General features: G+C 42.7%; 14 protein-coding genes. 5 read left to right on the top strand and 9 right to left on the bottom strand.

Annotated elements, in window-relative coordinates:
- The first annotated feature begins 137 nt into the window (after positions 1-137).
- Together DMB45_RS06680 and DMB45_RS06675 are read left to right on the top strand one after the other, a co-directional pair.
- Positions 138-1,019: a pyridoxamine kinase gene (locus DMB45_RS06680; protein ID WP_041502967.1), complete on the top strand. Its 882-nt coding sequence runs from the start codon at positions 138-140 to the stop codon at positions 1,017-1,019.
- Positions 1,016-1,840: an HAD-IIB family hydrolase gene (locus DMB45_RS06675; protein WP_110688592.1), complete on the top strand. Its 825-nt coding sequence runs from the start codon at positions 1,016-1,018 to the stop codon at positions 1,838-1,840. The genes DMB45_RS06680 and DMB45_RS06675 overlap by 4 nt, the downstream gene beginning before the upstream one ends.
- A gap of 5 nt (positions 1,841-1,845) precedes the next feature.
- Here DMB45_RS06675 and DMB45_RS06670 read toward each other — a convergent pair whose 3' ends face one another.
- The 6 genes from DMB45_RS06670 to DMB45_RS06640 form a co-directional block, all read right to left on the bottom strand.
- The gene (locus tag DMB45_RS06670) at positions 1,846-3,285 is read right to left on the bottom strand and encodes a carbohydrate-binding protein (RefSeq protein WP_041502874.1); all 1,440 of its coding nucleotides are present in this window, start codon (positions 3,283-3,285) and stop codon (positions 1,846-1,848) included.
- Complete coding sequence (locus DMB45_RS06665) at positions 3,285-4,406, bottom strand: hypothetical protein (protein WP_146216423.1); 1,122 nt, start codon at positions 4,404-4,406, stop codon at positions 3,285-3,287. The genes DMB45_RS06670 and DMB45_RS06665 overlap by 1 nt, the downstream gene beginning before the upstream one ends.
- A complete protein-coding gene (locus DMB45_RS06660; protein ID WP_110688591.1) occupies positions 4,351-5,061 on the bottom strand; it encodes an ABC transporter permease in 711 nt (236 codons plus the stop codon). The genes DMB45_RS06665 and DMB45_RS06660 overlap by 56 nt, the downstream gene beginning before the upstream one ends.
- A gap of 761 nt (positions 5,062-5,822) precedes the next feature.
- Entirely contained in the window at positions 5,823-6,650 is an 828-nt protein-coding gene (pyrF, locus tag DMB45_RS06650) for an orotidine-5'-phosphate decarboxylase (protein ID WP_041502869.1), read from the bottom strand.
- Between the two features lie 150 nt (positions 6,651-6,800).
- The gene (gene prfA, locus DMB45_RS06645) at positions 6,801-7,886 is read right to left on the bottom strand and encodes a peptide chain release factor 1 (protein WP_041502966.1); all 1,086 of its coding nucleotides are present in this window, start codon (positions 7,884-7,886) and stop codon (positions 6,801-6,803) included.
- A 186-nt stretch (positions 7,887-8,072) separates the two neighbouring features.
- On the bottom strand, positions 8,073-8,327 hold the full coding sequence (locus tag DMB45_RS06640) for a helix-turn-helix domain-containing protein (RefSeq protein ID WP_052649333.1): 255 nt from the start codon (positions 8,325-8,327) through the stop codon (positions 8,073-8,075).
- A gap of 85 nt (positions 8,328-8,412) precedes the next feature.
- Here DMB45_RS06640 and DMB45_RS06635 point away from each other — a divergent pair, with 85 nt between their 5' ends.
- On the top strand, positions 8,413-9,030 hold the full coding sequence (locus tag DMB45_RS06635) for a hypothetical protein (protein WP_041502868.1): 618 nt from the start codon (positions 8,413-8,415) through the stop codon (positions 9,028-9,030).
- 185 nt (positions 9,031-9,215) lie between these two features.
- On the opposite strand, the gene DMB45_RS06630 is transcribed toward DMB45_RS06635, so the two are convergent.
- The 3 genes from DMB45_RS06630 to DMB45_RS06620 form a co-directional block, all read right to left on the bottom strand.
- On the bottom strand, positions 9,216-10,208 hold the full coding sequence (locus tag DMB45_RS06630) for an NAD-dependent epimerase/dehydratase family protein (protein WP_041502964.1): 993 nt from the start codon (positions 10,206-10,208) through the stop codon (positions 9,216-9,218).
- A gap of 9 nt (positions 10,209-10,217) precedes the next feature.
- The gene (locus tag DMB45_RS06625; protein ID WP_041502867.1) at positions 10,218-10,628 is read right to left on the bottom strand and encodes an OsmC family protein; all 411 of its coding nucleotides are present in this window, start codon (positions 10,626-10,628) and stop codon (positions 10,218-10,220) included.
- Between the two features lie 223 nt (positions 10,629-10,851).
- On the bottom strand, positions 10,852-11,202 hold the full coding sequence (locus DMB45_RS06620; protein ID WP_041502866.1) for a YraN family protein: 351 nt from the start codon (positions 11,200-11,202) through the stop codon (positions 10,852-10,854).
- 307 nt (positions 11,203-11,509) lie between these two features.
- Here DMB45_RS06620 and DMB45_RS06615 point away from each other — a divergent pair, with 307 nt between their 5' ends.
- Together DMB45_RS06615 and glmS are read left to right on the top strand one after the other, a co-directional pair.
- Positions 11,510-12,316, top strand: a complete 807-nt coding sequence (locus DMB45_RS06615) for a glycogen/starch synthase (protein ID WP_041502865.1) — start codon at positions 11,510-11,512, stop codon at positions 12,314-12,316.
- Positions 12,317-12,362: 46 nt separating this feature from the next.
- Positions 12,363-14,201, top strand: coding sequence for a glutamine--fructose-6-phosphate transaminase (isomerizing) (gene glmS, locus DMB45_RS06610; RefSeq protein ID WP_041502864.1), 1,839 nt, complete (start codon positions 12,363-12,365; stop codon positions 14,199-14,201).
- The last annotated feature ends 331 nt before the right edge of the window (positions 14,202-14,532 follow it).

The following is a 14,532-nucleotide window of genomic DNA, read 5'->3' as shown; positions in this document are numbered from 1 at the left end:
TCCGACAAAAAAAATAATTTCAAACCAGACACCCCCTACTAACAGGTCTCTCTCGTCAAAAATATTTTTATAAATTTCAAAAGTACATGCCTGAATATTCCTCTTTTCACGTAACTTTGTTCTTTAAAATTTCAAACATGAAAAAAATTGCGGCCATACACGATTTATCCGGTTACGGAAGAGCTTCCCTGACGGTAGCCATACCTATACTTTCTCACATGGGGTATCAGGTATGTCCACTTCCGACAGCCATATTATCGGCACATAGCGAATACCCGAACTTTCGTTCTCTCGATCTGACCGACTTCATGGAGGAGTACATCGCCCACTGGAAAACATTAAACCTGCATTTCGACGCGATTTATTCCGGTTACCTCGCCTCCGTAAAACAGATGGAAATCGTATCCGATTTTTTCAACCACTTCCAAAACGAACAAAACTTTATATTGGTGGACCCCGTACTCGGGGATCACGGCTCCCTTTATCCGAACATGAATCAAGCCATGATAGAAGGGATGAGACACCTGTGTACCCAAGCCAAAGTGATCACCCCTAACCTGACGGAAGCTGCATTTCTACTCGGGGAAAACAGCGTCAAAGGAATCTCGGCGGAACAAACGTTAGCCTGGTGTAAAGCCTTATCACAATTCGGGCCGGAACACGTAATCATCACTTCGGCTCCCGGCAATAACCCGCAAGATATCGTAACCATAGCCTACAACCGGACGGATAATCGCTACTGGGAAGTGGTTTGCGACCACATCCCCGCCTCTTATCCGGGCACGGGAGATGCCTTCGCCAGCGTTATCACCGGTTGCCTGTTAAACGGAGACAGTCTTCCCGAAGCCGTAGACCGTGCCGTTCATTTTATCAACATGGGTATCAAAGCCACATTCGGTTACACGCATAATCCTCTCGACGGTATGAATCAGGAGAAAGTGTTGCACTATCTGAACGAACCCATACCTTATTACAGGTATCAACTGATAGAAGAACCGAAAACGACCGACCGGACATGATAAAAGCTATTATTATTGATTTTGACGGTACAACCCTACCCCGCCAATGGCATTCCGTGAGTAAAGAAAACCGGGAGGCTTTGGAAAAAGCGGGCAAGAAAGGCATCATCCGGATTTTGGCAACCGGACGTTCCTTTTTCTCTTTCAATCACGTTCTTCCCGAAGGATTACCCATAGATTATATGGTATTTTCCTCCGGCGCCGGAATCATGCAATGGGACAACCGTCGAATCATGCAATCCCGGGAATTAACGGTAAAAGAGACCCGGGAGATAGCCTCCTATTTATGGAAATACAATGTCAACTTTACGATCCAGAAACGCATTCCGAACAACCACTTTTTTCTTTACAGACATATCGCCCGACAACATGAAGATTTCAGAAGCCGAATAGAAAATTATCCCGGCTTGGGAACCCCTATGCCCCTACCGGAGGATCTGAACGAAGGAGCGACCCAATTCCTGACCATTTTAGGAGCGGATCAAGCCGATCTGCACGAAAAGATACAACAGCAACTCTCTTCCTATTCCGTGATCCGGGCAACCTCCCCCATCGACAATCGAGCCATATGGACCGAAATATTTGCCAAAGACGTGAATAAAGGAAGCAGTTGCGAACTGCTCTTGAATCAACTCGGGATCTCTTTTCCCGAATGCGCGGGGTTAGGAAACGACTACAACGACTTGGATTTTCTGGAACGGTGCGGCATATCCTTTGTCGTGGCCAACGCTCCGGCTCCCCTTACAAAGCGATTCGAAAAGGTTCCCGCCGACACTGACAACGGTCTCGCCGCCTTTATCTATCAAAACATCAATCTATAAAAACATCATTCACCCTTGTATTTCCATTTCACGGCATCGGCAACGATTAAAGTCGGATAGTCCCAACTATTTAACGGAGAATCTTTGGATACCCGGTCGTCCAAAACGACAAGGCTCATCCCGCATTCCATACGATACTCTCCCAAAGATACCCATCCGTCCATATCGTCCTCCAAGGTCAAGGCGACCTCGGTTTCTCTTTCTGCATGCCGAACCGTATAAAAATAAGTTGTACCCGGCTTGCGCATATTAACTATATCGGGTCCATCAGAAATATAGGCAAAGACCTCGTACCTACCGGACTTATCGATAAACGTATGCCACTCCACCCCATTACCCCCGCGTCCCGCCGTTTTACAATACGCACTTCGTATGGAATCCCCGTAAAACCGACCATCGAGAACCGGGGTCCATTGTTTTACTCTTCCTATCAACTTATCTTTAAATTCGTATCTGTTCTTCCTCCCGGACATCAAGGATAAGCTCCACTCCTTTTCCGGATGAATTACACGAAAATTCGTGTCCCGATCGTCCACGATCACCTCGTCTGCCGAAGGGAAAAAATCCGAGACATTACAACTCTTTTCCCCTTCCGAGGCAACCTCCCCGCTTTCCAAAGGCAAATAGAACGTTAACGGTAGATTGCGGGAAAGATATGTCATAAAACTCTGTCGATCAGACCCATTTAACGCCGTACACCGGAGAACCTTGCATTCGCCGGGTTTTAACAGAAAACCGCGTATGATTTGTTTGGTCACATACCTATTTTGAATCCCCCCTACCGGTACCGAGACAATTCCTTCCGTCCGACTATCGTTAAACACTTTAAAACTCAACACGCGATTACCCGGTCCCCGCTCTTCGTGCGGCAGCCTCTCCCCTCTTATCTCCTTCACTTTAAATAAGGGCAGTCCCTTTCGGGAATAGAGCTTAGCGACAATAGCCCCGAGGTCCGCACGATACTTCTCCCCGTATGCTTTACAAAAGCACTCGAAATCAACCGTCTCGAAAAGGTGTCTACATAAAAAATCATCCAAAAAAGAATAAAACGTATCTTCCCCCGTGCAAGCTGTCAGATAAGCCCCAAGATAGCCCGCGCTAAGATAAAGAATACAATCGATCTCCTCCGTCGAAAGTGTTCGATCACGGCAAGCCTCGTCCAAACTCCTCGCGGAAAGATAATCGATACAAGACTTTATCAAAGCTCCGGAAAAGTATTTATCCAGGCCAGGACCTCCTATTTGAGCATATTTTAATAGTATATCCAATGCAGGATAACGTCTGTCCGAAATAAACCCCGTAAAGTCTTGCAACAGAGAAGCTACATTATTCATCTCTCCTTGAAATAGACTCTCGACACATCCTTTCACACGCATGAGTAAATCGTCGTACTCCCCCATCTTCTCCGAATCCAACAGCGCCGTAATATCACCCACCTTAGACATTATCGCAAAACGTTCCGGTAGGAATACCAACCCGGGCTGATTGTAGTTGTTATTGTTATTCCATTTACGCTAATGTGCGGCAAAGGAGACGGGGACTTCCACGACCTTAAACTCTTTAAAAAGATAGGGCTTTTGACAGCAGCGTTCATAAAAGTTCGAACTACTCTCAAAAATCTCTTTTTTTGCTCGAAAGAGAGCGGTAGCTCCCAATCTCCCCAATCCCTGCTCCGAAAGTAATACCACTCCAACTCTATCGAATTGATCTCTATACGCTTCCGTCCTAAATCACCGATACATAAAGCAATGCCCGGCAGGTTATCCCTGCTTCTAAAGATACTCCTCTTTTCCTCTTCTTCCCTTTTACCCTGCGAAACAATCAATAATCCTTCTCTCTTTTCCACGCTTAACGAGTAACGCGCATAATCGAATTGCCTATCCAAAGGATAACCCGGGTTCTCAGGAGCTACAGCCGCCGGATACCATTGACACTCGGGATAAAGTAACGTGAATCTATCCGATAGATAAGAGTAAAGATTACCGTAACGAAAACCAACACCTAACTTTTCGACAGGAGTATCCAATTCCCGATGATCGTATTCCGTATCTCCCAACTCCAAATAACAAAAGGCATCGTCTATCTTTCCGGCATAGTCTATTTCCAAGAAGAGACTCTCCCCGGGAGCTAATGCCCGCTTCACAATAACAATTTGCTTCTCTCGGGTAAAACCGACAGCAATCTCTTTCTCTTTACAAGAAGTGATCGACAAAAAAGGATTCAGATACAATATGAAATCAGCAATCCTCTGATCCGTCGGGTTCCGTATTTCCATGCGACTACTCCCGTACAAACTGTCTTTGACCTGCCTACAAGCTATATCATTGGACAACATTTTCACCACGGGTGAAGAAGAGTATTTTCTATATACCTCCCGGTATGTTTCCCGTCTCACATCCCGCTCCCGAAAACCCTGGTCATACCAATTCCCCGCAAAAACCGCACACACGCACAATAAACATCCCCCCAACAACAAATAAGCAGGCTCTTTTATATCTCCGGACTTTCTTTTACAACAAACGATACCCAATATTCCTAACCCGACACCCGCGAATAAATAAGCCAATCGATGCAATATATAAGGCCATAAAACAAGGATGTCCGGTAATTTCCGAAAAAATATTGGGAATCTCCCGTCCCGCGTAATCCAATAGCCCGTGTCGTATCTCGGGCAGATAAAAACAGGAGATTCCCCAGATCAAAAGTAAGATGAGTAATGTTCCCCCTTTACTTTTCATCAAGCTACCGGTAAACATCGATAATCCCAACCAAAAACAGAGAGTAGGAAATGTCAACGTAACTAAATAAAAAGGATAGATCCACCACCGCAACGGATTTTCACTCCAAAACAGCTGCAAAAACAACCCCATAAACAACACGATCACATTTAACACCATTACCACCGTGATCACCCCCAAAGCCTTTCCGGCAAAATAGTCGAAATTACTCACCGGACGGAAATAGATCACATCCAGTGTTGTTAATTTCAATTTTTCTTTTAATAAATCGTAAGCCATAAAGAGAATAAACAAGGGCTGTATACTATTAAAAAGAAACGAAAATAAAAAAGGATCTGCCGAAGAGAGTCCGGCCGGAGTAAATATCAAATAAATTTTCCCGAAATAAAAAATCACCGGGATCAATAAGACTACCAATAAAAATAGTCTTACCAACCAATCTCGCCGGAGCAATTTTATTTGATAGAGCCAAACTGTAAACATTCGAGTATTCAATATTAGCATTTGAAATTAATTGTCTGTTTATCATTATTCGGATAAGTCACCACAGCAGTAACTGTCAATGTACTTCTATTTATTTTTATCTCTATATAAGTAGGCCCTGCTCTCAATTTACACCGTGCGTCGTAAAACGTCCCTAAGTAATATATATCAATTATTAATTCCCCAACAAGCCCAGACGACGATTGCATAATCTTTTCAGTTTTATATAATTCGCCATTACCCGGGGTGCTACTATTAATTAAACTCCCCCAACCACAAAGTATATCCTAATCAAATATAGAGTAAATCTCATACTTAACCCTCACTCCCACATTAGCAAGCGGAGAACCAATTTCATCTCCCACAAATAGATGTAAATAAACAGGATACTTTAAAGACGACTTGTATGCATTTTGCATCGGGATTCCATTATACTTCGTTTTCTCCTGTGCAAAACCGACATGACACAAACACACCATAAAAGCCATACCTAACAAAACTCTGATAATTGATTTTCTTTTCATAACACTAATATTTAGATTTAACAAAACCCAACTTTAGTCTATCCAAGCACAACTAACATCTATTAAAGCAATAAATATATCAATAATTATTTAATTTACAATATTACAATACAATATTAACACAACAATCCATCATTTACTATAAACGCCCTCTTTGAACAACCTCTTAGAAAAAAAAAAAAGGTTGTCCACTTACTTATGGACAACCCTCCTCCACGCACAATGGCAAATATATTTTTAAATAATTCCTTTCTCTGATAACAACTCTTTCATCTCTTGTTGCAGTTTGATCGCCTCAACCCGGGCTCGAACAGCAAAATTTTCCGTGTTATCGGCGAAGATAATTCCCCGTGAAGAGTTTACGATCAGCCCGCAATGGCCATTCATACCGTATTTGGCCACTTCTTGCAAACTACCGCCTTGTGCTCCGACCCCCGGAACCAACAAAAAGTGATCCGGCACGATTTCACGAATACCGCTCAACATCTCGGCCTTGGTTGCGCCGACCACGTACATCATATTTTGAGCATTGCCCCAATCCTGTGATTTACGTAACACCTTCTCGTATAACTTTTCCCCGTTTTCCTCGAAAAATTGAAAATCATAGGCACCCTTATTCGAAGTCAAAGCCAACAAGATCACCCATTTCCCCTCGTATTTTAAAAACGGAGTTACGGAATCCTCTCCCATATACGGAGCCACTGTTATAGAATCGAAATCCAGCCTCTCCAAGAAAGCATGCGCATACATTTCCGAGGTATTCCCGATATCTCCTCTTTTAGCATCGGCTATGGTCAGCACCTCCGGATAATTCGTCTTTATATATTCGATCGTCTTCCCCAAGCTCTCCCAACCCTCTACTCCGCGACTCTCGTAAAAGGCTATATTCGGCTTATAAGCAATCGTTATATCCGCCGTAGCATCTATTATTGCTTTGTTAAACTCGTATACAGGATCTTCTGCATCCAATAAATGCACCGGGATTTTCTTTATATCGGAATCCAACCCCACGCAAAGGAAGGATTTCTTCCTCTTTATTTGTTCGAACAATTCTTGATACAACATATTTATTGATTTTGTGATTCTGTGATTTAGAGATTCTGTGATTTAGAGATTCTGTGATTTAGGGATTCTGTGATTTAAAGATTCAAATCACTTAATCTCCGAATCATCGAATCTCGCAATCGCTCAATCCATTAGTTTCTTAATTTACAATTAAAACCCGCTTTCCTTCAACTTTTCCGTATTTTCCTCAATTTGCAACTTCTCGATAATCTCGTGTAAATCTCCGTCCATGATAGCGGCCAAATTATACAATGTCAAATTAATCCGATGATCCGTCACCCGTCCCTGAGGATAATTATAGGTACGGATCTTTGCCGAACGGTCCCCGGTAGAAACCATCGTTTTCCGCTTGGAAGCGATCTCGTCCATGTATTTTTGGTGCTCGATGGCATAAATCCGGGAACGTAACTCTTTCATAGCTTTCGCCAGATTCTTGATCTGAGACTTCTCGTCCTGACAGGTCACCACGATTCCCGTGGGGATATGCGTCAAACGAATAGCCGAATAAGTGGTATTCACCGATTGCCCTCCGGGACCGGACGAACAATAAGTATCCTTGCGGATATCCGCCGGGTTCAACTCTACATCCACCTCTTCGGCCTCAGGCAAAACGGCTACGGTTGCGGCAGAAGTATGTACCCGTCCCTGTGTTTCGGTAGCAGGTACGCGTTGTACCCGATGTACTCCGGACTCGTATTTCATGATACCGTATACCCCTTCGCCCGAAATATTGGCCACAATCTCTTTATATCCTCCCGAGGTTCCTTCACTTACGTTAGTCACCTCCATCCTCCAACGTTTAGTCTCGCAAAATTTCGTGTACATACGGAATAAATCTCCCGCAAAAATGCAGGCTTCGTCTCCCCCCGTTCCCGCACGTATTTCCAAAATAACGTTCTTGGAATCTTCCGGATCTGCCGGGATCAACAACATCTTCACCCGGTTTTCCATCTCCGGAATTCTTTCCAACAACTCGTCCAGTTCCAATTGGGCCATCTCCCGTAACTCCTTATCGCTCTCGTGTTCCAGTATCTCCTCTGCCTCTTCACGTAACTTCACTGCATTTTTCAACTCGTTAGCCGCTTCCACAATCTGCTCTAAATCCCGATACTCTTTATTCAACTTTACGAACCGATTGATATCCTGAATCACTTCGGGATCCGTAATCAATTGTCCGATCTCATGGAAACGAATATAAAATGTCTCTAACTTCTCTAAAAGGGCATTATCACTCATATACATTCAATTATAATTCTTGCAAAATTAATAAAAACAAAACAGTTTTCAATCCATTTGATTATAATTCCCCCGTTTATTCCCCGATCTGCAAAACAAAGAAGGATCCGGAGGCGGTTCGAACCACCTCCAGACTTTCCGGTATCTTAATAAAATAATAGAAATATCAATAGATCAAACATACATCTATTCTCCCGACGGCTCCTCCAGACTTTTCCCAACCAAGTCACTCAACTCGATTTCCAAAGCACTACAAATCAAACAAAGCGTTTTCACGGTAACATTACTTTTTCCAGCTTCAATCCGGCTCATATTCGAACGCTCGATGTCACATTTATAAGCAAGTTCTTGTATCGTAAGATTTCTACTCATTCTTATTCGTTTGATATTCAATGCTATTCGATGTATTTCCTCGTCATAATCCATTTTATTACGTATCATATTTGATACGCAAATTTTTTACTTTATATTTGCAACATGCGTATCATAAATGATACGCAGTGATTTACATCAATAACGTTATAGCATGAAAAAAGTTATTCTACTCATTATTACGATCGTGGCTGTATTTATGATTACTCCCATTCGCGGCTCTTCACAAAATATAAAGGATTTTTTCTTTCAGGAAAAACATATATATACGCTCACGGATGGAAAAAATCAGACAGAAACCTACCAGATACAACGTTACGATAAACATACGGTTTATCTGGTTTATACCTTGTCGATAAAACACCAGACAATTCGAACAATTTCAATCAAACTTCAATTTCAAAAGAACCGTATTACCTCCGAATTCATTCGAATGACTGGAATCAGCGGAAGTATAAATCAAAAAAGCAAAATAACCGTTTTAGCGTTACCGGGAAAAAAGGGGAACAATTGTTGGACCAACCGAACATCTAAAGAACGTACAGAATACACATGCAAATACATCGAATTAACCCTAAACGGACAACACTCGTATAAAGCTTTACAGGTAAGCCGGAAGAGTCTCGACCTATCGAGTAATAAAACGGTTGCGCCTGAAGAAATCTCATTTTACGTGAAAGAGATGGGACTGATATTAAAAACAGACGGAAAAAATATTTTAAGCTATTCGACCGCATTAAATTATATACCCAACCAAATAGAGGTAAAATGACCACGCGTATACAAAAATGGATGCCTGTTATCCCGGCTTGTACACTATTAATCGTATGTGTTACCCTACTGATTTTACTTCATGCGTATCGTGCCGATACAGCTTCTTATTCCTTTCCTGTTAAAGAGGAAAACAGACACATCACCCCATCGCAAGACTCTATGCCTGCAGATTCAGCGTCCGAACTAATCTTTAAAGAATGTTGCGGTATCTTCTAAAGAATGGAAACAAAAATCAGGCAATACGCTTAACAATTTAGCACTCGAAAAACAGACCCGATGCTGAGAGGAACGTGCTGTTTCCCGTGTAAAAGCGGGTTTAGTTCCCTGCAATAAAGCAAAAAATGCCATCATCCGCCACAACGCGGAGGTCATCCAAGGATACAAAGCCACCCGAGGAGGCCTCTTTCCCGCAACGCGGGCAATCGTTGAAAACAAATGTTTATAAGAGTAATTTCCACCGCATAATACAAAACGTTCGGAACGAACTGCCGGACGATTTGCCAAAGCAATCATCGCCACGCATACGTCGCGAACATCGACATAGCCATTTATCCCGAAGGTATAGACGGGCATTCCCCGCAACGCTCGTTCCATAAGCAGAGCGCTGCTCCTTCCCTTCAGCCCTCCTCCCAGTATAATAGCCGGATTTACAATGACGGCATTCAAACCCTTATGAATAAAATTCCATACCGTCTTTTCCGCCCTTCCCTTGCTTTCCGAATACATAGAATGCACGGAACCGGGAATAACCGGCGTCTTCTCATCAATACACTCCCCCTCCTCGGCATCTCCCAACGCCGCAACAGAACTGACAAAACACAAACGTACGCCAAAACGAAGGCATAAACGGCAAATGATCTCCGTCCCTTTTATATTTGTTTCCAGTAATTTGTTCCTATCGCTCCCGTGAAAAGAGACCACGGCTGCACAATGGTACACGATAGCAGCTTCTTTCACGTAAACAGCCAACGACTCTTCATCCAAGACATCTCCCGTAACCCATCTTACCCGCTTCCCGGCGGACTCGGGCAGATCGGAATAACGAGAAAAGAGAGCCATCGTCTCGTCTGTTCGACTCTCTTTCCTTTTTAAAGCTATAATATCTTCTTCAGTTTTCGCCAGATGACATAACAAATGACTTCCCAGCAGGCCTGTAGCCCCAGTTACAAAAACCATGGCCAAAACCTACTCCGCCCAATCAAAAACAAAGTTCTGTTTTACGTCCGGGTGCAAACTCAGATGCACGGGACAAGTATGAGCAACCCGCTCCAATACCGTTTTATCTTTTTTAGAAAAAGCACGAGCCGGCATATGAAAGATAACATCAATCCCGGCTATGCGACGCGGTTCAGCCGCCATTGTTTTCGTGATCTCTATTTCCGTCCCCGATAAATCGATTCCATTGTTTTTCGCGTATATTCCCATGATCGTCATAGCGCAAGCCGCCAAGGAGGTTGCGCACAAATCCGTAGGAGAAAAAGCCTCTCCCTTACCGTTATTATCCGTCGGCGCATCTGTAACAATCGTCGTTCCACTCTGTAAATGAGTACATTCTAATCGAAGATCTCCTAAATATTTTGCTTTTACCGTTGTCATAACCTCTATCTTTAATTTTAACTTTCAAAGATAACAAATTATTTATATCCGAAACAATGTCATTTGTTTGATTTTTTTTACTTCCATAGACAGTTTTAGCATAGTTTTTGATATTTATTGAGTATCCCTTTTGACACTTTAGAATGCCGGGGAACTGACTTATCCTTTACATCACACACACTAAAAACAGAAGATACCCGGCATTCTACTCTTCCTGTACCGACTAAAACAAATCTATGGCATCGGGAATATGTTCTATTCTCATCTCCCTGCCGATCACTAATATCAGATCAAAACGAATTTCCCGTCGAATATTATTACACGTGAGATAAGCAGCTCCGGCAGCTAATAAATTCTTTTTCTTCTTTAACGACAACAACTCTTCCGGATAAGATTCCGGCACCATCCGGGATTTTACTTCTATCACCACGAGCACGTCACCGTCGAGTGCAACGAAATCCAACTCTCTGCGCCCGATACGCCAGTTCCTTTCTAACACGACATACCCCTGTTCGAGAAGAAAGCGATAAACCTCCTCCTCCCCGACCTTGCCATAATCGTTGTGCCGTGCCATATTGAAAAAATTCAATAGACCGAACCACCGTTTCCATCCCCTCGAATCATCGGCCTATATATGGATATAAAAGCAATCGTCCCATGGTAATGCCCGTATTATCAGATAAATACATACCACTCCCAATTTACAGGCTAAAAAGAGTTTTGCAATGATATATAAAACCATTGAAAACACAAAATTTTTACTACTAATTTATAATATATCTCTAATTCAAGAGTTTGATTTAAAGGATTGATTGTTTATTTGTTTTGGAATCTCGCCCTAAATCATTATCTTTGTATGATTTTTGGGAAAAGTAGTAGTTATGGCTAAAAAAAGAGTTTTATTTATCTCCCAAGAGATAGTTCCGTATCTTCCGGAGTCGGAAATGGCAAATATCGGCAGGTATCTACCTCAAGGGATTCAAGACAAAGGAAAAGAGATCAGAACATTTATGCCTCGTTACGGTTGCATAAACGAACGACGCAATCAACTGCATGAAGTGATTAGACTTTCCGGTATGAATTTGATCATTAATGACACGGATCACCCCCTCATCATCAAAGTTGCCTCCATACAAGCAGCAAGAATGCAAGTTTATTTTATCGATAACGATGATTATTTCCAAAGAAAACACGTGATTACAGACAGTGAAGGAAATTTTTTTGACGATAATGACGAAAGGGCCATATTTTTCGCACGCGGGGTATTCGAAACCGTCCGAAAATTGAGGTGGGCTCCGGATTTAATCTATTGCCAAGGCTGGTTGACATCACTCGTACCTCTCTATTTAAAGAAAGAATACCATGATGATCCGGTATTCTCAAAAGCAAAAGTAGTATTCTCGACGTATAATGATAAATTCGAAGGAAGTTTAAATCATAAATTTGCAGAAAAAGCGATCACGGAAGGTGTATTCCCTAAAGATTTGACACTCGTGAAAGAGCCGACTCATACGAATATCAATAAATTAGCATTTCAATATTCCGACGGAATCATTTTCAATCAACCCGATATCGAAGACGAATTGAAGAGATTCGCGGAGGCATCCGGGAAACCGATTTTAGAGTACCCCGGAGAGGAGTCGTACGTCGACCAATATTCCGATTTCTTCGACAAAATTATAGGATAATGTTATATGCAAACGTCACTTTCGTTTGTCTAAAAAAAATAAATATATGTGTGGTATCGTAGGTTATATTGGGTCGAGAGAGGCCTATCCAATCTTAATTAACGGCTTAAAACGATTAGAGTACAGAGGATATGATTCTGCCGGCATAGCCTTAATGAACGACGAACAGATCAACATTTACAAATGCAAGGGACGGGTTATCGATCTGGAAAATCATATCGCGGGTCAACTGCCAAAAGCGACCATCGGAATGGGACATACCCGTTGGGCCACCCATGGCGAACCGAATGATGCGAATGCACACCCGCAAACATCCATGAATCGTATTTTCTCTGTCATCCATAACGGGATCATTGAAAACCACGCTTTATTGAAAGAAAAATTAATAGCAAGGGGATATGCTTTTACCAGCGAGACCGACACGGAGATATTAGCCAATTTGATCGAATACATCTACCTGAAAGGAAAAGTTTCGGCAGAAATAGCAGTACGCCTCGCTTTAACGAAAGTCATCGGAGCCTACGGTTTAGTCGTTATGTGTAAAAACGAAAAAGACAAGCTTATCGTAGCAAGAAAAGGCAGTCCGCTTGTAATAGGAGTTGGACAAAATGAATATTTCGTGGCTTCCGACGCGACACCCATCGTCGAATATACCAAAAACGTGATTTATCTGAATGACGATGATATCGCGGTATTGAAAAAGGACGAGATGCTCCTAAAAAATTTACAGAACAATCTTCTGACACCCAATATCCAACAAATCGACATCGATATCGAAAAGATCGAAAAAGGAGGTTTCCCTCATTTCATGTTGAAAGAGATTTACGAACAGGTAAATTCTATTTACGACACCATCCGGGGACGGGTTAACGTGGAGGCCTCCGAAATTTACTTAGGTGGTATTTCCGAAATTATTCCGCAGATGATTCGGGCTCAACGTATCATCATCATCGGATGTGGAACTTCCTGGCATGCCGGATTAGTCGGAGAATATCTATTGGAAGAGTTTGCCCGGATTCCCGTGGAGGTAGAATACGCCTCTGAATTCCGTTACCGGAACCCGGTAGTCACCCCGGACGACATCGTGATCGCCATCTCTCAAAGCGGGGAAACGGCAGACACGCTGGCGGCCATTAAATTCGCCAAACAAAAGGGAGCCACCGTTATGGGCATATGCAACGTGGTCGGTTCCAGTATCGCCAGAGAAACTCATGCCGGAGTATATACGCATGCCGGCCCCGAAATCGGAGTTGCCTCGACAAAAGCATTCACGGCCCAAATCTCCGTTTTAACGATGATGGCCCTGCAAATCGGCTACCGGAAAGGAACGTTGTCCATCGAAAGTTATCACAAATACATTCACGAACTATACAATCTGCCCGATAAGGTAAAAGAAATTCTGCTTCAAAACGAACAAATCAAAAAAATTGCAGAAGCCTATAAAGACTCTACAAATGCCATCTATTTAGGAAGAGGCTGTCAGTTCCCCGTTGCCCTGGAAGGAGCCCTGAAACTGAAAGAGATCTCGTACATTCATGCAGAAGGTTATCCCGCGGCGGAAATGAAGCATGGTCCTATCGCTCTTATTGACGAAAACATGCCGGTATTTGCCATCGCAACAAAAGACAACTTTTATGAAAAGATCGTATCGAATATAAAAGAAGTACAATCCCGTAAAGGGCACGTGATCGCATTAGTCAACAACAATGATGTACAAGTTAAGAATATGGCGGAACACGTGATCGAAATCCCGGAGACCCTTGAATACCTCTCTCCTCTTTTAAACGTAATCCCGTTACAATTGATCTCCTACCATATCGCTGTGATGCGGGGATGCAACGTGGATATGCCACGCAATTTAGCAAAATCCGTAACGGTAGAATAACAGAACAAGATGATTCTGTGATTGGGTAATTCAATGATTCCGTGATTTGAAGTTCGAATCTCGGAATCATCGAATCTCTTATCCTGTTATCATCAAGAAATAATCCCTCGGGGCTTGGACGTTCTCGTCGGTCGTGTAAACGATTTTTGTTCACTACCCTCCGGGATTCGCTTCGCTCAGACCGTCCGTCGGGCAGCCGTTCCGAAAACCGAACACGACGCTCACCGTTCGCTATTGATGCCCCTTCGTTTTTATCCCTTTCCCTTCAATCAATTGTAAATTTTAATGTAGATTGTAAATTAATTTTAGATTTATGATTAAGATTCTGATC

The organism is Sanguibacteroides justesenii (genome assembly GCF_003204205.1).
In the GTDB taxonomy this organism is placed as follows: domain Bacteria; phylum Bacteroidota; class Bacteroidia; order Bacteroidales; family Marinifilaceae; genus Gabonibacter; species Gabonibacter massiliensis.
Note: the sequence above shows the minus strand (reverse complement) of the source record. Positions and strands in the feature narration are given on the sequence as shown.